The organism is Deltaproteobacteria bacterium, from assembly GCA_018668695.1.
Lineage (GTDB): Bacteria > Myxococcota > XYA12-FULL-58-9 > XYA12-FULL-58-9 > JABJBS01 > JABJBS01.
This window is the reverse complement of the sequence record JABJBS010000302.1, coordinates 1-20,709: the sequence shown is the minus strand read 5'-3', so window position 1 is coordinate 20,709 and position 20,709 is coordinate 1. Positions and strand designations below refer to the sequence as shown.

Here is a 20,709-nt window from a genome sequence, read left to right as displayed (position 1 = left end):
TCGATAGTACGCGGGGAATAATGCTCGGGTCACAAAGGAAGTAAACGTGTCAGGGCTGTGCATATTTCGGAAAAATTGCCTGAGCACCTAAGAAGGTTCGAATTATAAACCAACATACATAATAATTCTCAGATGCACACATATGCGCACCTTTGAGCACACTAAGTATCTGTTATTAGACGCCTTTTTTGATTGATGGATGTGTTCTTATGTATTAGCGTATGGGTCAGGGTACGCGTCTTACCTGTCTGAATACTGCTGAATTTGCCCAAACAAAGCAGTATTTGAGGCAACAAACGCTGAATCTACATAGTGCCATGCTCCTCAGGCACAGGTGGATTCATAAGAGGTAACGATGCTCAGTTCTTTGGTTTTAACGCTCTTTCTCGCGTCCTCGCCAAATTATTATCACAGCACGGTCGGTGAGGTTGAACTCGTCTCTGTCCGGGATACCGTCGTCTTGCGCAGTCTTGACGGAGAGCCCGAGGGCGCGGTCCTACGCATGCTTCGAAACGTAAACGCCGAGCGCATCTATCGGAACGATTACCTCATCAAGCGCGAAGCTATCGCGGATGCACAGTGGCTCGTTAAAATGACAACACTGCACAAGATGGCTCAGCTCACCGTATTTCGGAGACCCGGGTTCGACGATATTTACGTATCGGATGGCAGGGTGAATGCCGGTTTTGATCCTCAACGTCCTCTCGCGACCATAGAAACGACTGTCCAGGCCCTCGGAGGCGCTTCAGTTAAGGCAACTCACCCAACCTTGGGTTGGTACGATGTGCAAGTTAAAGACCCGGCCCAAGTGCTTGAAGTGGCGAACCGTTTGGTGGAGTCAGGGCAGGTGCGTTTTGCGCATCCTGATTTTATCTACAAAAAATCGCGCATGTTTAATCCGAACGATGAACTTGAAGGATACCAGTGGCACCTTGACCAGATCTCGGTGCAAGGCGCCTGGAACTCGGAGCAGGGTAACGCTGGTATTCGAATCGCAATTATTGATTCCGGTGTGGATCTCGACCATCCGGATCTCTACGGAAAGCTCGTAGAACCCTACGATGCATTGGACCAAGATTATAACCCAAATCCCGATGGCAACGATGCGCATGGTACAGCGTGTGCGGGCTTGGCAGCGGCTCAGACCGACAATGGTGAGGGTATAGCAGGCGTTTGTCCCAACTGCTCCATCATTCCCATTCGTATTATGGGCGAGCAAGGTTGGGGCCGTTATGGCGCCGATGTTGATGCATTTGTATGGGCAGTTGATAAAGGCGCTCATGTTCTTTCAAATAGCTGGGGCGCAGGGCAGGCCACTGAAGTTCAACCCAATATGGAAGAGGCAATCCAATATGCTGCTCAAAATGGACGTGGTGGTTTGGGTGCGATTGTTATGTTTGCTGCCGGTAATGAGTACCGGGAGAACTACAGTTATGAACTGGCCAGCCATCCGTTGGTGCTGGGAGTAGGAGCAACGGGTAGCAATGGTAGCAAAGAAGATTATTCAAATTTCGGTTGGGAACTCGACTTCGTCGCGCCAGCCGGTTCGGTAACGACGGATATTGGTGGATACAACGGATACAGCAACAATGATTATAGCTATAGTTTTGGCGGTACAAGTGCAGCGTGCCCGGTTGCCGCTGGCGTCGTTGGCCTTGTGCTTGGCTTAAACCCAGGTCTTAGCCGTGCCGACGTGTTTCAGATTATGAATGGGTCAGCAGATAAAGTTGGTAATGTGTCATATTCGGACGGCTTCAGCCCTTACTATGGGAATGGCCGAATCAATGCGTACACCGCTATCCAGTTAGCAGCGGGAACCAACCCTTGCGTTCCATCCCCTGAAGATTGCGGGAATGGTACCGATGATGATTGCGACGGACAGGTTGATGAAAACGACTCCGACTGCGCGCCGGATGCCGGCCTAGTTGGAGCACCTTGTTTGGCCGATAATGAATGTCCAAGTAATGGTTTTTGTATCACACAGTCTCAATATGATTACCCTGGCGGGTATTGCACAACTTACTGCAGCGCATCCTGCCCTTCGGGAGATATCTGTGTCGACGTTGGTGGTGACACATCCATTTGTTATGATGGATGTTCGCAAACCAGTGATTGTCGTGACGGCTACGACTGCCTTGATTTGGAAGCAGGACAAACTGGATGCGTGCCGTCTTGCACGGTTTCTGGGTGTGCAGAAGGATATGTCTGCGACGAATATTCGGGCGATTGCGTGAATGGTAATGCTGGACCGGCCGGAGCGGCTTGTTTAAATAATTCAGATTGCGCCGATGGTAATTCCTGTTACGACGAAAATACATACGACCTACATGGCGGATTTTGCGGTGATGTTTGTGACTCGGACCCATGCGGCGAGAACGACAGCTGCATTGATATGGGCAGCGTCAATCTGTGCTTAGATGATTGTCTTTACAACGCTGATTGCCGCGAGGGCTATTCCTGTTATCCCATCGATGAAAATGATGGAGTCTGTTGGCAGTCTTGTGAGTATGCGGGCTGCCCGGAAGGGGAGAGCTGCAATGAGTATGGGCTCTGTGGAGAACAGCAACCACCCATTGTAGGTGAGCCCCCGGTAGATGAGAATAGCTCCGAGAGCGATCCTAACCAGTCTAATCCGTCTGATAATGAGAGCGGCGAAATTGATGATACTCAGTCGGCTGGCAACGACGGTGAGGCCAGCTCAGAAATGGGTGATGATGGAGTAATCGGCACAGGAGATGAAGGTATGGCGGCTGAAGGTGAAGGGTGCTCTTCTACTCAGTCTCAGCCTTGGATGTTACTGCTATTGTCTGGGCTCTGGTTAAGAAGACGAATGCCGAAAATGGGTCTGGCGCCAGTTCGGCACTAGCGCTTTTTTCTCGCTTTTTTGGTCTTCTTCTTATTCTTGGGTGGGCGAGTCGGTCCAGCTCTTGTTGGGCCTTCCGCGCCATCTGCTCCCGCTTGAAATCGAGGACCGTTCGACTCAGGGCGAGTGAGTTCTCTACGAAGCTTCTCCATGTCGTCGGCCAGAGGCACATCGAATCGCATTTTTAACTGGGTGCTTGGATGGTCGAACCCGAGGACAGCAGCATGAAGAGCAACTCTGGGTAGTCTTCTTGAAGATCCGGCATTACCGTAGAGCTTATCACCGAGGACTGGGTGCCCTGCTTCTGCTAAATGAATTCTAACCTGGTGGGTACGCCCTGTTTCCAGTGTGGCTTCCACGAGGGTTGCTCCTCGCAGGCGCTGAATAATCTTGAAGTGGGTGACTGCACGTTTTCCGTCTTCGCTATCACCGGTTCCTCGTTTACCGTCGCCGCGGTTTCGGACCAGATTGCTTTCAACAGTCCAGCTGTTTCTTCCTGGGCGGCCTTGCACAATGGCAAGATAACGTCTTTCAATATCATGAACTTCAAAAAGCTCTTTGATGCGGTACTGGCTGTCTTCGTCCAGTGCAACCATCATCACACCAGATGTTTCTTGGTCAAGTCGGTGCACCGCATAGGAGTCGTCACAGACTTTGCCGATAAAGCTAACCACATCTGTTTTGTTCTTCTGATTGTTGGCTTTCACGCTTAGCCAGCCACTGGGTTTGTTGACCACCGCTATATTGTAATCACGATGCAGTATGACGATGTCACGGCCGGGCGTTAATTTGCGTGCATCAGGAATATATTGAACTTCGTCAGGATAAACCATTCGTCCAGCGTCGGCGGTAGGAACGCCACGAACCAACACTTTGCCGGTGGCTCCAGCCTGCTTGATTTCAGCATTGCTAAGACCTAAATCCTTGAGGACTTGTCGCAAAACAACTTGAGGATCCGGCTCACTTTGAATGGCGTCTTCCATTATCTTGCCTGGATACCAGCGCGCTCTTGGCGAGCTTCATCAGCCAGGTACTCTTCAAACCCTTTGTGCAGATCATGGAAGTGTGTGCCGTCGAGTTCAACCACTCGGGTTGCCAGCGTGTTTACGAATTCCACATCATGGGATGTAAAGAGTAGGGTGCCCTGAAATTGTGTCAGGGCATTGTTGAGTGCCGTGATTGATTCAAGGTCGAGGTGGTTGGTGGGGCTGTCAAGCAGCACAACGTTAGGGTCACGGAGCATGATTCGCGCTAACATGCAGCGCATCTTTTCTCCGCCCGATAATACATTTGCACACTTGAGAACGTCTTCACCGCTAAAGAGCATTCGGCCAAGAAAGCTTCGAACAAAGTTTTCTTCCTTTTGCTCTGAAAATTGGCGAATCCAATTTACCAAGTTGTCGTCGGTATTAAAGAAGGTGTCATGGTCTTTCGGCAGGTAACCGCGGTTCGTAGAATGGCCCCATCGAAGTTCACCGGAGTCAGCTTGCGCTTCGCCCGCCAAGATATCCATCAAGGCGGTGACTGCATGATCTGGTCCAACAAATGCGACTCGCTCACCCTTGCCGATATTCAAATGAAGGTCTTTGAATAACACTTCACCATCTACGGTCTTGGTAAGATGCTCTACAAAGAGAACCTCTTTGCCAAGATCGCGTTCAGGTTTGAATACGATGTAGGGGTACTTCCTTGATGACGGTTTGATGTCGTCGAGTGAGATTTTATCCAGCAACGCTTTTCTGCTTGTAGCTTGTTTGGACTTCGAGGCGTTGGCGCTAAAGCGCGCGATGAAAGATTTTAGTTCCTTCATCTTGTCTTCTTTTTTCTTGTTTGAGTCTTGGCGCTGAGTAAGGGCCATCTGACTTGTCTGATACCAGAATGCATAGTTTCCGGTGAAAAGTGTGACTTTCTGAAAATCGATATCGGCAATGTGCGTACAAACTTTATCAAGAAAGTGTCTGTCGTGAGAAACCACAACCACCGTGTTCTTGAAATTTAGTAGGAAGTCTTCAAGCCACAGGATGGAGTCCACGTCGAGGTGGTTTGTAGGCTCATCGAGTAGCAGTACGTCAGGGTCACCGAATAAAGCCTGTGCCAACAAAACACGAACTTTTTCGCTGTCTTCCAGGTCTTGAACAAGTAACTCTTGCTGCGCAGTTGTGATTCCTAGGTTTGCTAGGAGCTGCCCAGCCATCGCTTCTGCTTCCCACCCGTTCATGTCAGCAAACTCAGACTCGAGTTCGGCTGCCTTCATGCCGTCGTCATCATTGAAGTCAGGCTTCGCGTAAATCGCGTCCTTTTCTTGCATCACGTTCCATAAGCGGCTGTGGCCTTGGATCACGGTATCCAGAACTTTGACTTCATTGTACTCAAAATGGTTCTGCCTGAGCATGCTCAAACGTAGACCTTTGGGAATGGAAACACTTCCGCCGCTTGATTCTTGCTCGCCAGATAGACATCTTAAAAAGGTCGATTTACCGGCACCGTTGGCACCGATAAGCCCATATGAGTTACCAGGCGTGAACTTGATATTTACGTTTTCAAAGAGGGTTCTACCGGCGAACGAAAGTGTTAAGCCATCGGTCTGAATCATTTGTCTATCCTCGTCCTGTTTAGAACTTATTAAGTTTCATGAACCAAAGCGCTGGTCTCAGCTGCTTGGTCTAGTTCTTCTGTTGCCAACCGAAGCTGATTGCCCTGGTTTGTTGCGTTTTTTCGGAGGACGGTTGCCACCTGCAGCCGGCTTGTTGCCCGGTCTAGGATTTCTGGCCGGCTTTGCCTTTTGAGCCCGTGGTTCACCATCTCGGTTGGCAGGTGCCTTTGCTTTTGGCTTAAGGCGCTTCGGCGCATCAGCTGATGTTTCAGAGTTTGCCCGTGCAGGTTTGCCGTTTGTGTTCGAGCGTGGCCGGTCCGAATTGTTTTCGTCGGGCTTTCTCTTTCGTGCTGGCTTTGAAGATTGCCCACGACCTGATGCATTACTACGCTGGTCTCGCGAATTACCGCGGTTGTGGCTTCGTCTGCCTGAATTGCTCGGCTTGGTGGCTCGATTACGTGGATCGGGGTCGTCGCAATGAATGAACTCTTCAAGAATGTTTTGAGGTATGTCCTGGTCGATACGACGCTCGATGGCGCGAAGCATCGAACGGTCTTCTGATGTGATGAAGGTGCAGGCTTTGCCTGTGCATTCTGCTCGCCCGGTTCTACCGATTCTATGCGTGTAGGCTTCTGGCGTGTCTGGCACATCGTAGTTGATTACGTGAGACACTTTCGAGACATCGATACCTCTGGCGGCGATATCGGTCGCAACGAGGATATCAAGCTTGCCTGATTTAAATCCGCGCATGACCCTTTCTCTCGCATTTTGCGACATGTTTCCTTGGAGTGCTGCGGCATTGAAGTTGGCGCGGTCCAGTTTGTCTGCAAGCGCCTTGGCACCTCTTTTAGTTCGAGTGAAAATGATCGCTCGGCTTACATCGTCCGTCCGTAGGATATGCTCAGTGAGGCGAACTTTGCGCCGGTGGTGCACGGGGTAGACAACTTGTTCGATGAGATCGATTGGCTTCTTATTTTCAAGTTCTACAACTGTTGGGTCGTCAAGCATTTCATCTGCGAGGTGACGAATTTCCTTAGGCATGGTGGCCGAGAAAAGCAGGTTCTGGCGCTTTCGCGGAAGATGTTTCAATATTTTTCGAATGGAGACCAAGAAGCCCATGTCGAACATATGGTCGGCTTCATCGAGGACGAGTGTTTGGACATGGCCGAGCTTTACGAAGCCTTGGCCGATGAGATCCAGCAAGCGACCAGGGCAAGCGACAATGATGTCGGGTCGCTGACGCAGACCGGCTACTTGTGGGCGTTGTCCAACGCCGCCGTAGATAGTGATCCCCTTGATACGTGTACACGATGCGAGTGTTCGGATTTCGTCAGCGATTTGCGCTGCAAGTTCCCGTGTTGGCGCAAGAATCAGGGCTGTTGGGCCTTCGCATGGGTCTCGAGCAATCCGCTCGAGAATTGGAATAGCAAAGCCGGCTGTTTTCCCTGTGCCGGTTTGGGCAAGACCGAGGATATCGTCGCCAGCAAGTGCCGCGGGCAGCGTTTTTGCTTGGATTGGGCGTGGTTCAGTAAACCCAGCATTTTGAATTCCGCGCATGATGTTAGGATGAAGGTCGAATTTTGCGAACCCGTTGACGGGCTGCTCTTGAGATTGAGACATAGGAAGGCTCCGGTTATAGCGCCGTAGGGCCTTGTTAAGCCCTTTGACGTCCAAACCCATACAACAGCGATAGGAAAGATAAATTTGGTGTTTCGACGCGCGCCTCACATGATGGAGGTCCTGCTGTGCGTCGGGGCAGGCTTTCGATAAGCGGGCCCGAGTGTGCCCCTACTAGTGGATGGGAAACCGTCTGACAAGATGGTTTTTTGATTTATTTACATGGTTTCGGGTTTGGCTGGTCGTTTTTGGGTTGCGATAACTCTACTTAATCGTCTGTTATGAATGCGTTTTTATCGAATTAGGCCGAACCGATAGTGCCTTTGTCGGTAGTAGGTTGGCCACGCGTGGTGAGGGTACGCTCAACCATTGTGTTGAACAAAGCATCGAGAGCCAAGTATGTTTCTTCGCCTTCAAGGATGCGGAGGGCTCGCGAAATGGCCTCGAACGTTCCAAGGCCACCTGGCTTAGGCTCATTTCGCAAGCGATACCGGGTGGGTCCCATATCGGGGAGGGTTACCCGGCTGAGACCTTTTAGGACGGGCTCGCGCTGCGTAGACTTTGCGGCTTGGCGCCAACTGCCGTCTGGAACCACCAGGGTCACGGGTCTTGGATCTTGTTTAACCAGTTCAGGTGTTAAGATTTCTGCGTCATCACTTGGGTAAAGTAAAAGGGTGCGGCGCTCGTGAGTCACTATTCCTTCGGAGGAAAATGGCTGGTCCTGCCGGCCACGTAACCTAATTTCTGAATTCGGCGCAGCGAGGGAAAAAAGGGGCGCAGTCGCGGTTGGTTTACTCCATTCGCGGTGATGCATTACGACGATAACACGGGTCTCTAAGTCGAGCTTTGGAATGAGAGCACAGAGGCAGTCGGCAACGTGCATACGGCAAGCAGGGCAGCGGTCGCTGCGTTTAGAACGGGTACCCATGGGTGACTCACGCGTTTATCAATGTATCGGTGCGCTTCATACGGTCGGTCGGCCAACAAGCTCTAAGGGCGGTGGTATTCCGCAACGGCTTCAACTGGGTGGAGCGTTTCGTAAATTCTAGCGAATGTAACTTTCACGCGCTCATCTTCAATCGAGTCAACTGCTGCATTGTATAGCCATTGAGCGATACGTTCGCTGGTGGGACTAAACGGAAACACGGTGACTTTCATGCCACCGGGGAACCGATTCTCCGCACCGCCAAGCCGTGTAACCACGCGCTCGCAGGTGTCTGCGGTATTGTGAAGGGGAATCCGACTTTGCAGCAATAATTTACCCACTGGCTCCAGTGAACCACCGATGTCGTTCCAAGTCTCTTCGCCTATGGCGAGGCTATGGTCGAGCAGATCGTGACAAGGCTTGAGGATTTCACGCTTCAATACCGCGAAATCGACGACAAACCCCTCTTTGTCGAGCTCAGCCGCATGAAGGCCAACCTCAAACTTCCAAGTGTGTCCGTGGATATTGATACAGTGTCCCTTGTGCCCACGGATATGGTGGGCAAAGTCGACGTCAATGCTTTTATATATTCTAAACATGTCCAGAACCGCTTAGTCGCGGTTGACCTGAAAAAGCAACCAGAAAACAGGGTAAAACGAAATTCTTCCGTATTAATCGGCCGTCAGCGCATCAAGATCAGCCACATGGACCAACAAAGAGCTGATATCGTCGTCGCTTGAGTCACGCTCACGCTTGTAAGTGGCCACCCAAGCGGTTCGGCCGCTGATGTCGATGGCCGGGAAGCTTCCAAATGCTCCGTTGCTCAGTAGCGTGGTGTACGACCAGCCATCTGCTGTTTGGAATGCCAAAACGAGGTCGTTGGCAGTTTGGTCGCCGTAGGCTATGTAAAATGCTCCGGTGTCATCAAATGATACATCGGCACCCATACCTACAAGATGCAAGCTACTCGTTCGGAATCCGTCATCAACTTGAGCGTGGGTCGCCTCGGGGTCGAAGAGGGATGTGCCGCTCATTGCCCACAGTGTTTCGCCGCCGAGGGCTTGATAGGCGATGCCTACGCTGGCGCCATCGTTGCTTACACCAAGGCTCGAGTGAAGGCCCACGTCGTCTCCTTCAACACACGCTACAGGACCCGTTGTAAAGCCGGCGTCAGCAGAGCTGCCCGTTGTAAATTCGCCTTGAGCACCTCGTAGGTGTTTTCGGATGCTGTCGTAATAAGTGATGACCGGTTTGTCGTCTTGGATAGCGATTGAGGTGAAGAGACCAACACCTTCTAGCACGCCGGATATGCCGGAGTAGGGAGTTGCGAATAGGCATGCGGACGTTTCATCGGCAAGCACTACGCAAGTGAATCCTGTCTCACAGCTGGTTTCACATGCTGTACTCGCTTCAAGGCAAACACTGGTGTTCGAGTCATCACGGACGCAAGCGTCACCCTCTGGGCAGTTGCCGCCACAAGGTGCTGAGAAACCAGCAGGAAGAACTTGCGCGCATGCTGGTTCCATGGCGCCGCCCGCATCAACGCAGCTTTCACCGCACTCGCATGCCTCGCACGCTTCAGACACAAGGTTGCAGGTTGCTAAACCATTTTGAGATACACAGACTTCGTTTTCTAAGCACATTCCATTGCATGAGGTAACTTCTTCAACCGGATGAATCTCAAAATCGTCACCTGAGCTTGGCGTGGCGGTTGTAGAACGAGCATACATCGGTCCCGTAACTTCAACGGTGGATCCGTCTGCAGCCGTTACCGACCGGCGGTGTGCATAATAGCTAATGTGAATCATGCCGCTGCCATCAACGACGATAGAAGTATAGCGCCCAACATCGCCCATAGAATCATCGACGGTAAATGTTTCAAAAGCTCCAGAAGAGCCATGAGCAAGCTTTAAGCTTTGATTGGCAACGTCGTAGTAAGAGATATAGCTGACTCCATTGACGGTTGCGATTGCCGTGTGCTGACCTACGTCTTCACCTGGGTCTGCGATACCATCTCGTGGACCTGCGGGGTCGGCGACAACGGTGCCGCTGGTCGGTACGCCGTCGATGTATTCGATAGACTCAAGGGCACCTGACAAATTGCCGTGTGTTGCAAAAATAAGGTCGCCGTAGGTTGTGTCGTAAGCTGATACGACTGCTCCTGATTCTGAAGCTGAGATATCCGCGAAGCGCCCCCAGGCACCCGGATTGAGTGGTGGTAACGTTTCGCATCGGCAGGAAACTTCACAGCACTGGTCGAAGAGCATGCTATCTGGATCTGCATAAACAAGAATGGCGGAGCTTCCGCAGTCTTGAGAGCAGCTGGTCTCGGTCGCGCTAAGGGTAGGGGTACTTTCACAACGGTTGGTGTCGATGTTGCAGACCTGGCCATCGGAACAGCCACCTTCGCAGGGAGCAGCGTTAACGCAGCGCTCGTTAAATGCCACGCCACCACTTGGACAGGCACCTGTTGAATCAACGGACGGCCACCCGCAAGAGAATGTTGTCTCACTGGCGGAGTGTTGGATGTAAGGGCGGTCTAGGCAGCGTTGCCCACCTTCGCAATCGGCATCGGAACCACATTCTGTGATACGCGAGGCTGCTGTTTGACAAGAACCACCGGGATCGCAGAACTGGCCGGGGCAACAATTTGGAGCCAACTCTCCGGCGTCACAACGAGCCTCAACGCACATCCCTTTGACGAAACGCTGGCCATCTGAACAAGGAGAATCTCCAAGGGCCGGACGTGTACCAGACTCCATGCAGGACCAGTCGGGTTTTGGCGCCAGGACATCTTCTTTAGAGCAGCCAGAACCAAGGACCCAAGCTAGGATGATACCACTGAGGGTGATGAGCATGGTCTGTCTAATAAGTGTCATTTGCATTGAATTCATTGCCTCACATCATTTATTTATCGCGGTCATCGCCGCATCGATTCGTCATTGAAGCTTACCAGCGTAGGTTTCTGTGTCCAGCCAGCTTTTTGAAACAGCTTGTATTCCATGCCCTTATACCAACTTTTGATGATCAAGCATGATGCAGCGCGTTAGCTGTTTTGAGTGTTGAGATGAATCGGTTTGACGTAGTCCCGCATGTGGTGCATAGTCACACAAAGACCTCCCGACGAGCTGGGACACTGCGGGTCCATGAAACGGATCGGTTGAGGTAAGGCACATGGTGCCATTTGAAAGCTAAACTTAAGTTTTTATTGGGGAAAGCGCTAAAACACCGCAAACACGGCGCATGGTAAGGTTTTAAATGCCAGAGACAGTTACGGAGGCAGACGCACAAGATCTGCCCAAAGAAGAGGTGGTTGCCCAAGCAGAGGCGATCGAAGAAGTTAAAGAAAATTCGGAGGTTACTGAAGTTGAAGCGGCTGAAGCTGTGACGACTGATGATGACTCTGCTCCTGAGGCTCAAGCAGCTACTGAGGACTCCGAAGCTCAAACAACAGACGAAGAGGCGCCGGTGGCTCGCAATGGCTTGATCTTCTCGGAACGTCCTTTCAGTGACTTTCCGATCGGGGACAAGCTAAAAGAAGCGCTCGCAGAGATGAAATACGAATATCCAACGGATGTTCAAGAAGAAGTCATCGATGCTGCGTTGAAGGGAAGCGACCTCGTTGTACAAGCTAAGACCGGTAGCGGAAAGACTCTCGGGTTTGGTTTACCGATCTTAGAGCGATTCGAGCCAGGTTGTGGTGAGCCTTGTAAGCCAAAGGTCTTGGTTCTGACACCTACGCGTGAGCTTGCTCACCAAGTAGCTCAGGAATTTCGACGGGTCGGCGAGGCGAACGGCAATAAGATTTTTGCGGTTTACGGTGGCGTTCCGTTATCGAGACAAGTTGGTGCGTTGAAATCAGGAATTGATATCCTGATTGCTACACCGGGTCGTCTGCTTGATCATATTCGGCGTAAGAATGTTTCGCTAGAAGGTATTCAGACGGCTGTTTTGGATGAAGCTGATGAGATGCTCTCGATGGGCTTTTGGGATGATGTAACGTCACTCCTAGAGCAGTGCCCTGAAGGACGCCAAGTCATGCTATTTTCAGCGACTCTGCCGTACCAAATTGCGAAAGCGGCTGCACATTATCTAAAAGACCCTGTGCGAGTCGATGTTTCCGGAGACGTGCTCACAGTAGACGGTATCGATAATACCATCTTCCACGTGTTGCCCGACCTCCCGAAGCCACGTCAATTGCTTTATCTGCTGGAAGAAGAACGACCAAGCAGTGCAATTGTTTTCTGTAACACCCGAAATGAGACAGAGGTTATTGCAAAGTACCTATGTCAAAATGGGTTTGTAGCAGAAGCGTTGAGCGGAAGTTTTCGTCAGCGTGAACGTGAACGTGTTATGGGACGGATCAAGAGCGGAGCACTTCGCTACATGGTCGCTACCGATATTGCTGCTCGCGGCATTGATATTGAGCACCTATCGCATGTTTACAACTATTCACTACCGGAATTCTCGGAAGTTTACTTGCATCGCGTAGGCCGTACTGGTCGCGCAGGTCGCAGTGGCAAGGCCGTTAGCCTTGTTGATGGTAAAGGCTTGGGTACCTACACGGTATTAGAGCGAAAATTTAATGTTAAATTTACCGAAATTGAACTTCCAAACGAAGAAATTGTCCTCCGGAAGAGGAGTGAGAGAATTATGAAAGATTTACTCGATAAGGCATCAGTCGCAGAGACTAGCCAGCACCGTCCAGCAGCTGAAGATATCATCAAGAATGAGGATTCCGCTGAAATTGTAGCATTCCTACTCAAGTCATACTTCGGCCAGCAAGCCGCTGATGCAACGAAGAGTGGCAATGGGCCGCGTCCGCAAAAGCGTGACCGCAATCCTGATGAGAATCGGGAAGCACGTGGCGAAAATGGTGGAGATGACGATGATGGCAGAAGCCGTCGTCGCCGTCGTCGTCGCGGTGGCCGTGAAGATGGTGGTGAGCGTAACGACCGTAATGACCGCAACGACCGTGGTGGTCGCGGCGGCCGAGATCGTAAGCCACGTGGCGAGCGTAACGAGCAAGCAGCATCCGGTGGTGGTGAAACTGCTACTGCACCCGCAGAGGATGGTATGCGCCACCTCAAAGTGAACATCGGTTTTGACGACGGCTTTAAGGGTCGTGGTGCCATTGCGAAGAAGATTACTTCACTCGCAGGACTCAACGATGGAATCGTTAGCGAGATTGAATCTAAGCGCAATCACGCCGTTCTCAAAACGACACCTGAGGTTGCAGATCTCTTGGTAGAGCGTGTTGACGGTGCTCAAATTGGTAAAAAGATTCTTTCTGTATCTATTGCTTAATCTAACTTAACGCTAAGGAGACACCCGTATGACGCGGCGTCGTTCCAAGGCCGAAGTTGAGATGGAAAACCTACTGGGGACGCTTGAGCCGTCCTCAGAGCGTTTTCGTGTGCTCGCTGCGGCTCGTGATTTTAAAGCTTCCTGGGTAATCTTGGGTGAGATTCTCACAACAGTTCGTGATTCAAACGCATACAAGGAGTGGGGCTACGTAAACTTCGAAGCGTATGCTCGCCGAGAGTTACGATTACGGTCCGATACGGCCAGCAAGCTTACACGAAGCTACTCCTTTCTAAAGGAGCACGAGCCGGAAGCATTGCAGACCCGACAGCAGAAAGATTTACCTCCATTGGATGTGGTCGATCTACTGACGCGAGCAAGAGACCGAGCGAAAGTATCGGACGAGGATGTCCAGGCGATTCGCGAAGAAGTGTTTGAGGACGGCGCTAACCCAACTCGGCACGCTGTTGTGAAACGTTTTCGTGAGATTGATCCTGATGCGTTTCGCGGAAAGCCACGTGCTCCGAAAGAGGTAGGTGGAAGCGAAGATTTACGTAAAGCGCTGCTTCTCGGCGAGCGCTTTGAAACCTTGGTCACGCAGCATCCGGCTTTGTCGGATAACGCCAAAAAGGTTTTGAGCCAGGTTGTCGATGAAGTTCGCCAAGCTTTTGAGGCCACTAAAAAGGCCGAGGAAGAAGCGTCGGAATTAGAGCCGGTTGCAGTAAGCGCTTAAGCTCTCTCTCTCTCTCTCGGTTTACCCTAAATTGCTTGGCCTGCTTGGCTTCAAACGATTACTCACGGTAGCATCTAGCATGAAGACCTTCATTGCTTTTTGTCTCACATGTTTTTGTTTCACGGCACCTGCTTTTGCCGATTTCGGTGATATCGCGGTCGGTGGAAACCTTGGAGTTGGGTATACTGAAGTTGACAACGGAAGTGGTCCGCCTCCCGAGGGGATCGATACTTGGATCTTTGCGAACCCGCAGTTTGCGTTTAGGCTCGGGTTATTAGACTGGCTTCATTTAGATATCGCCCTTGGTACATTTATTTCTGATATCTCTTTCAACCCGAATATCTCATTAGGCTTCACCGGTGCCATCGACGTCTGGACAATCGTACCTGAGTTCACTGTAGGTGGCTTTGCCGTTATGGGTGATGGTGGGCAAGGTATCGGTGGCGGTCTACGAACTGCGTTGGCCCTAAGGTACCATCTCGACCCCAGTTGGTCGGTCGCTATGGGTGGTGAGCTAAATCTGGGGTTACCATCTTGGTTTCAGGGCACAGCCTCCTTTTTATACGTGGTCGACTAACCTACCTCTCCCTACCTTTAGAGCTTTATGTGGTTTGTTTTAGTTCAGATTCTTTGCCGATCCGACGATGTCGGTTAGACTTATAGTAAGACTGGTCTACGGACCGACGGTCTATGTTTGCCGAACCGAAACCTGAACTGGAGCAAAGACTGGCGTGGAGTCTTTGGTGGGGGGGGACTTTGTATGAGCGATGCAGGGAGCTTAATTGTAAGTAGTGACCTGGAAGGATTCTTCCGGGAGCAGGTGACCGACGCCCGCAACGAACTCGGAATCCAGATGGAGGAAGTCGTTGAGTTTTATCTCGTTAATTTACTCTGCGATTACTCAAATCCGACAGAACAACAAGGTCTCGGTGGTGAGCCCCTCGCGCTAACCTACAAGCGCGCTTTGGAGGCGGGCGCCGTTGAACGCATCTCGATTTTAAAAGAACTTGGTGATGGTGCTCTCTATACGGCGGGTTTCTTCGTCGAATCCATTGAGAGTTCAGTGGTCGACGTCGATTATTACATCACTATGGGAGGACACGCGTATTCAAGCCTTGGCAACTTGGTCTCGGGTTACGCGCGTGGCAACACATTCAGTGAAATCTATCGCGAGTTGGCGCAAGCATTTCCTGCCTTGGTCAATATCTTGAACGTCGTGTCTGAAGGCTCACGGGAGTCGAAGAGTGAGGATGCAGAGCTTCTTAAGCTGTATGAACGTTGGGTTGTTACCAAAGATCCAAGGCTTTACCAGCAACTCCTCGAAAAAGGCTTATTAACTGCTTTTGATACGACAGGTGAGTATGAGCAATAAAATCCATATACTTTCCTATCTACAGGCTTCCTTCGAAGATCTGTATGCACTCGATACATGCCCAGACGTTCGCGATTTTCTTGTGGACGAGGAGATACGCGACGAGATTCCGGGGCATGTAAAAGGCTTGCCCGAGCAGTTCTTCATTTCTCAAAATGATGAGGGAATGGAATTGGCGCTTTATATCGAGCCGAGTATCATCGATTCACTTGCCCACGATGACCCCCGTCAATCTCTTCACATTGGAAATCTCGAAAACTTTTGGATTGCGGCCGAGGGTGTAAGCCACTTCATTTTCCTGATTTGGCGGGCCCAACGAGGCCGGCCAGTGAGTCATTTGGAATTAGAACTCCAGGCTGAAGTGGACAAATTTGTTCGTGGATGGACACTCTTAGTCGAGCAGGGTGCTGCAATGGATGAATCGGCGGCCGCACTGAATAGGGCATTGTTTCGACGTTATGCTTTGCGTGATGACGTTCCTGAAGAACAGGCGGATACTTATCACCGTGCTTCAAAGGCGGCTGAACGGTTTTGTACGCAACTCGGTCGGGACTTTAGTAGACGCCACAATTTAGACGCAATGAGACACCGCGTACGTGACTTTTATAGACTGGGACTGTCGGAAAAGATGAGAGCTGCTTAGACGTTTTTCATGTCTTGGCTAAGCACATCGATGAGGTCGGAGTCAGAGTAGACGTGACCTGCAGCAATTTCGCGTAACGAAAGAACCGCTGCTTTATTTTTTGTATGCTCGACTGTTGGCTTGGCGCCCTTGAGCAACTGGCGAGAGCGCTGAGCTGCAAGAATCACCAATGCAAATCGATTATCAATATGATCTAAACAGTCTTCTACCGTAACACGTGCCATCTTAAAATCTCCTCAAAGCGAACGCAGCGATTAACATAGCCTAATTGGCGACGTCAACCCAGATATTTCATTGTTGAGCCGCCTATTTAGACCAGATCTTACCGATTTCGATATCTACCTCCATAGGCACCTCTTTAAGCAGGGTCTGGCCAGCGTGAAGCATTTCTTGTTGAACCACTCGCGCCACCTCTTCCGTATCGCCCTCGTTGCATTCCACCACGATTTCATCATGGACCGCATTAACGATATAAGCATCTGGAATTAAACGAGTTTTCTTCCATACTAAGGCGAGCGCTAACTTTGTTATATCGGCACTGGTCCCTTGAATAGGCATATTCTTGGCAATCCGCTCCGCCTGCGCTCTGGCGCTTGAATCTGTAGGATCGAAGTCTAAGTAAAGTCGCCGGCCGCTTAGTGTTTCCGAATAACCTCGCTCCAAAGACAGGTAAGCTTGGTTTTCCAAGAAGTCCTTTATTTTTGGGAAGGTACGGAAGTATTGATTGAGTAATTCTCGAGACTGTTGCGGGTTCACCTGAAGCGTTTTCGCAAGTCCACCGGCTCCCATGCCGTAGACGAGCCCAAAGTTTACGGCCTTTGCGCGGTGCCTTAAGTCTGAGTTTTGGGTTTTGCTGACTGGCTTATTAAACAGGCTGGTCGCAACCGTTGAGTGAAGATCATCGCCTCGAGCAAAAGCCTCTCGAAAGACGGGGTCTCCGCTCATTTCGGCCAGGATTCGAAGCTCGCACGTGGCATAATCTGCAACCACCATCATCCGGCCGGTATCGCTGTGGAAGCAATCTCGGTGTTCAGAATCCTTTGGAATGGCTTGTAGGTTTGGAGAGTGGCAGGCCATTCGGCCGGTGCTTGCACCGATTTGGGCAAAACTTGGATGGATTCGGTTGTGCTCCGTGGCGTATTTGAGAAACGAATTTCCATAGGTCGAGACCACTTTGCTCAGCTCACTGTGGCGTGTGAGCCAAGGGCCCAGGGGTGGTGGCAGCTGTCTCAATGTGTCGCGTCGTGTGTTGGGGACCTGAATACCCATGGCATTGAGGGCTTGCTTAAGCTCGGCATGACTTTCTAGATTAATGGATGCCTTCCCAAAAAGGTCTTTGGGCGCATTTTTGGTCATGAAATTTTGCAGGTGACGGCTGATTTCGTCTAATTTAGCCTGAGCATCTTGCGTTAGTGAGCGCCATTTAGCGGTGTCTAATGGCATGCCCATTTCTTCCATCTCAGCGATGGGGGCGACTGCCTGAGCTTCAATCTTCGAGACCGTTCGTAGCTTTTCTTCGTTGATGCTCTCGATTTGGCATTGAAGCAGCTGTGCTATCCCTTGAGTGCGTAGCCGAATGGCATCAAATCCTTCATCCGCTTCGGGCATCGATTTCGTAAGGTATTTTTGAGCGATTGCGTCCAATTCAAGGGGTTCGCGTCTCCCGCCAGCAATGAGTTGCTCCACAAGCATGGCGCAGGCCCAACGTTCAGGCCCGGTTTTGAAGGTACGTAGGAGGGCACGGTGAGTTAGCTTGGCCTGATAGGCACCAAAGAGTGGTTGGCTGGCCAGCAATTCTCCAAGTTCTGGTGTCTGGCGGGCATCGATCAACGCTGTATCTTGGCTGTGACCGATACATAATATTGTAATGGGTTTACCGGCCAGTGCATCGGGATCGACCTCGATGCAGGCGAAGGGATCCGCTGAATCGAGTATACGCTTTGCGGCGTCCATTGCCGGTTGTCCGCGAAGTAGTGACATGAACCCTTCCAATTATGGTTGCAGTGTACCGCAAGGTGACGTTAGATGCCCAACGATGCAAGAACAAGCCCATATCCTGGTTGTGGACGACGAGCGAGGAATTCTGGATTCACTCCAGAAGATATTTGAGCGCGAAAACTACCGTGTGACCACGACAGATAGCGGTGTAGAGGCATTGGAACACGTTCGTTCAACGAAGCGGGTCGACCTTGTCTTGTCGGACATTATGATGCCCAAAATGAGTGGTATAGAGCTGCTCCGAGCTATCAAAGCGATCAGTCCTTCTACTGAGATGGTTATGATGACGGCCTTTGGAACCGTCGATAACGCGGTAGAATGTATGCGTGAAGGAGCTTACGACTTCATCAGTAAGCCTCTTAAGCGAGCCATTGTAGTAAAATCTGTTCAAAGAGCGCTGGAGAGGCGCGCCTTGGTGGCTGAGAACAAAGTTCTGAGAGATTCGATAGATGTCGCGTCGCTGGGCCCGGTAGTTGGTCAATCCAATGCTATTCAAGCGACCCTTGATATGGCTGGTCAAGCTGCTCCTTCTCGGGCCACTATCTTGGTTACGGGTGAGAGCGGCACGGGTAAAGAATTGCTAGCGCGCCATATTCATCAGGTGAGTGATCGCGCCGATAAGCCATTTGTTGCAGTCAATTGTGCTGCTTTGCCTGAGGCTTTACTCGAGAGTGAACTGTTCGGACATGAAAAAGGGGCATTTACGGGGGCCACGGAACGTCGCGAAGGTCGTTTCGAACGAGCCAATGGCGGTACGCTCTTTTTGGACGAGATTGGTGAAACGTCATCTGCTGTTCAAGTTCGACTTTTACGGGCCCTTCAAGAGGGCGAGATTGAGCGTCTGGGTGGTCAGTCTGTGATTCCCGTTGATGTTCGGGTCGTTGCGGCAACCAATCGCCAGCTTAAAGAGGCGGTTGAAATCGGGGATTTTCGAGAAGACCTCTTTTACCGTTTAAACGTAATCGAAATTGAGGTCCCAGCGCTAAGATTACGGCAGGGTGATGTACCCGTTTTGGCACAATATTTTCTCACGAAATTTTCGGTGAAAAATGATAAACCGATGCGTGGGTTCGCCGAAGCTGCCATGCGAGCGCTGGATGCTTATCCTTGGCCGGGTAACGTGCGAGAACTTGAGAATTCCATCGAGCGGGCGGTCGTTCTGAGTAGGGCAGATGTCATCGGTATTGATGACTTACCCGCAAGTATTCGGGAGTCGAGCACGGCTCAAAGCACGTCCGAAAGTGAAGGATTCTTGATTCCATACGGAACCCCCTTGGATGAAGTCGAGCGTCGTATTATACGCGGCACACTTGAGCGAACGGGCGGTGACAAAAAGTTGGCAGCCAGGTTATTGGGCATTGCCAGCCGGACCATCTATCGAAAGCTCGACGAGTAAAAATCGAACCATAAATTCTTACAGCGGACGACTCTGAGTCGTCTTTGAAGGTGCCTATGTCTCAAAAAGCTACTGTTCGCGTTCAAACAGGACCCATTATTGCTTCCGAACTGAATTTGCCGTTACCAGGTGTTTCAGCGGTACTTAAGCTCTTGGCGGATGGCAATACCATTCCGTTTATCGCGCGATACCGTAAAGAGGTTACGGGTGGCCTGGACGAGGTTGCTGTAGAAGCTATCCAAGAGCGCAATCAGTACATTGTAGACTTGGAAGACCGGCGTTCAACCGTTTTAGCTTCCATCAAGGAGCAGGGTAAGCTGTCAGATGCCTTGGAAAAACGTATCTTAGCTTGTGATACCAAGAGCAAGCTTGAAGACATCTACTTGCCGTTTAAGCCAAAGCGTCGAACAAGAGCCACCATTGCTCGTGAGCGAGGGTTGGAACCATTGGCTGATCTCATTCTTCAGCAACCGATAGAAGGCACGCCAGAGCAGGCGGCGGCACTTTTTATCAACCTGGAGAAGGAAGTTGCGGATATCGAAGCTGCCCTTAAAGGGGCCCGGGATATTGTGGCTGAAGCTGTTTCCGAACGTTCGGAGTCTCGGCAACTGGTTCGTGATGCCTTGATGAATCAAGGTGTTTTAACTTCGGTCGTTACGAGTGAATTCAAGGAAAAGCGAAGTCGATTCGAGCAGTACTATACTTTCAGTGAGCCTGTGTCCGATATTCCATCTCACCGCTTTTTGGCGATTCGTCGTGGAGAGCGAGAGGGCGCACTGCGCGTTACAGTTGAACTTGACTCAGAGCCTCTCAAGAGCCGTCTTTTGGGAATAATGGAGTGGGCCAAAGGTTCCACATTTTCAGCCCAGCTGATTCAGGCCGTAGACGATGCCTATAACCGTCTCCTAGCGCCTACGCTCGAAACAGACATCCGAGCCGAAGTTAAAATGAAGTCTGACCGTGCTGCGGTAGAAATCTTTGCTTCGAATATGCGTGACCTGCTTTTGGCAGCACCCTTTGGTGCACGGGGCGTGATCGGGATTGACCCTGGCCTTCGAACAGGAAGCAAGTGTGTCGCCTTAGATGGCACGGGACGTTTTATAGAAACAACCACGCTCTTTATCTCACGTGGACAACGGGATGCGCTGGAAGCTGAAACTATCTTGGCGGGCCTTATCGAAAAGCATAAGCCTCGTGCCATTGCAGTTGGTAACGGAACCGGTGGCCGCGAAACTGAGACTTTCGTTAAGAAGGTTCTACGGGAT

The 20,709-nt window shown here is 51.0% G+C and carries 16 protein-coding genes; 8 read left to right on the top strand and 8 right to left on the bottom strand.

Features of this window, described 5'->3' with window-relative positions; translation table 11 throughout:
* Positions 1-355: 355 nt before the first annotated feature.
* On the top strand, positions 356-2,866 hold the full coding sequence (locus HOK28_16165; protein ID MBT6434635.1) for a S8 family serine peptidase: 2,511 nt from the start codon (positions 356-358) through the stop codon (positions 2,864-2,866).
* On the opposite strand, the gene HOK28_16160 is transcribed toward HOK28_16165, so the two are convergent.
* The 6 genes from HOK28_16160 to HOK28_16135 all read right to left on the bottom strand — a co-directional run bounded on the left by HOK28_16160 (position 2,863) and on the right by HOK28_16135 (position 10,877).
* Positions 2,863-3,846 carry an RluA family pseudouridine synthase gene (locus tag HOK28_16160; GenBank protein MBT6434634.1) on the bottom strand — a complete coding sequence of 328 codons (984 nt, stop codon included), beginning with the start codon at positions 3,844-3,846 and terminating at the stop codon, positions 2,863-2,865. The two genes, HOK28_16165 and HOK28_16160, sit on opposite strands and share 4 nt — an antisense overlap.
* Entirely contained in the window at positions 3,846-5,456 is a 1,611-nt protein-coding gene (locus tag HOK28_16155) for an ATP-binding cassette domain-containing protein (GenBank protein MBT6434633.1), read from the bottom strand. Before HOK28_16155 ends, HOK28_16160 begins: the two co-directional genes overlap by 1 nt.
* A gap of 57 nt (positions 5,457-5,513) precedes the next feature.
* Entirely contained in the window at positions 5,514-7,076 is a 1,563-nt protein-coding gene (locus HOK28_16150) for a DEAD/DEAH box helicase (GenBank protein ID MBT6434632.1), read from the bottom strand.
* 298 nt (positions 7,077-7,374) lie between these two features.
* Positions 7,375-8,001, bottom strand: a complete 627-nt coding sequence (locus HOK28_16145) for a DTW domain-containing protein (protein MBT6434631.1) — start codon at positions 7,999-8,001, stop codon at positions 7,375-7,377.
* Between the two features lie 62 nt (positions 8,002-8,063).
* Entirely contained in the window at positions 8,064-8,597 is a 534-nt protein-coding gene (locus tag HOK28_16140) for a 6-carboxytetrahydropterin synthase (protein ID MBT6434630.1), read from the bottom strand.
* A 72-nt stretch (positions 8,598-8,669) separates the two neighbouring features.
* Positions 8,670-10,877, bottom strand: coding sequence for a hypothetical protein (locus HOK28_16135; protein MBT6434629.1), 2,208 nt, complete (start codon positions 10,875-10,877; stop codon positions 8,670-8,672).
* A gap of 379 nt (positions 10,878-11,256) precedes the next feature.
* Here HOK28_16135 and HOK28_16130 point away from each other — a divergent pair, with 379 nt between their 5' ends.
* The 5 genes from HOK28_16130 (at position 11,257) to HOK28_16110 (ending at position 16,050) form a co-directional block, all read left to right on the top strand.
* Entirely contained in the window at positions 11,257-13,305 is a 2,049-nt protein-coding gene (locus tag HOK28_16130; GenBank protein ID MBT6434628.1) for a DEAD/DEAH box helicase, read from the top strand.
* A gap of 28 nt (positions 13,306-13,333) precedes the next feature.
* Positions 13,334-14,035, top strand: a complete 702-nt coding sequence (locus HOK28_16125; protein MBT6434627.1) for a hypothetical protein — start codon at positions 13,334-13,336, stop codon at positions 14,033-14,035.
* A gap of 79 nt (positions 14,036-14,114) precedes the next feature.
* Positions 14,115-14,612, top strand: a complete 498-nt coding sequence (locus tag HOK28_16120) for a hypothetical protein (protein ID MBT6434626.1) — start codon at positions 14,115-14,117, stop codon at positions 14,610-14,612.
* A 183-nt stretch (positions 14,613-14,795) separates the two neighbouring features.
* A complete protein-coding gene (locus HOK28_16115) occupies positions 14,796-15,407 on the top strand; it encodes a hypothetical protein (protein MBT6434625.1) in 612 nt (203 codons plus the stop codon).
* Positions 15,397-16,050: a hypothetical protein gene (locus tag HOK28_16110; GenBank protein MBT6434624.1), complete on the top strand. Its 654-nt coding sequence runs from the start codon at positions 15,397-15,399 to the stop codon at positions 16,048-16,050. The genes HOK28_16115 and HOK28_16110 overlap by 11 nt, the downstream gene beginning before the upstream one ends.
* Here the strand turns inward: HOK28_16110 and HOK28_16105 are convergent.
* Both HOK28_16105 and HOK28_16100 read right to left on the bottom strand, forming a co-directional pair.
* A complete protein-coding gene (locus tag HOK28_16105) occupies positions 16,047-16,274 on the bottom strand; it encodes a DNA-directed RNA polymerase subunit omega (GenBank protein ID MBT6434623.1) in 228 nt (75 codons plus the stop codon). The two genes, HOK28_16110 and HOK28_16105, sit on opposite strands and share 4 nt — an antisense overlap.
* Positions 16,275-16,356: 82 nt before the next feature.
* A complete protein-coding gene (locus HOK28_16100; GenBank protein ID MBT6434622.1) occupies positions 16,357-18,030 on the bottom strand; it encodes a hypothetical protein in 1,674 nt (557 codons plus the stop codon).
* 55 nt (positions 18,031-18,085) lie between these two features.
* Between HOK28_16100 and HOK28_16095 the strand changes: the two genes are divergently transcribed.
* The gene (locus tag HOK28_16095; protein MBT6434621.1) at positions 18,086-19,444 is read left to right on the top strand and encodes a sigma-54-dependent Fis family transcriptional regulator; all 1,359 of its coding nucleotides are present in this window, start codon (positions 18,086-18,088) and stop codon (positions 19,442-19,444) included.
* A gap of 56 nt (positions 19,445-19,500) precedes the next feature.
* Positions 19,501-20,709: RNA-binding transcriptional accessory protein (locus HOK28_16090; GenBank protein ID MBT6434620.1), on the top strand; the 1,209-nt coding region annotated here is incomplete at its 3' end.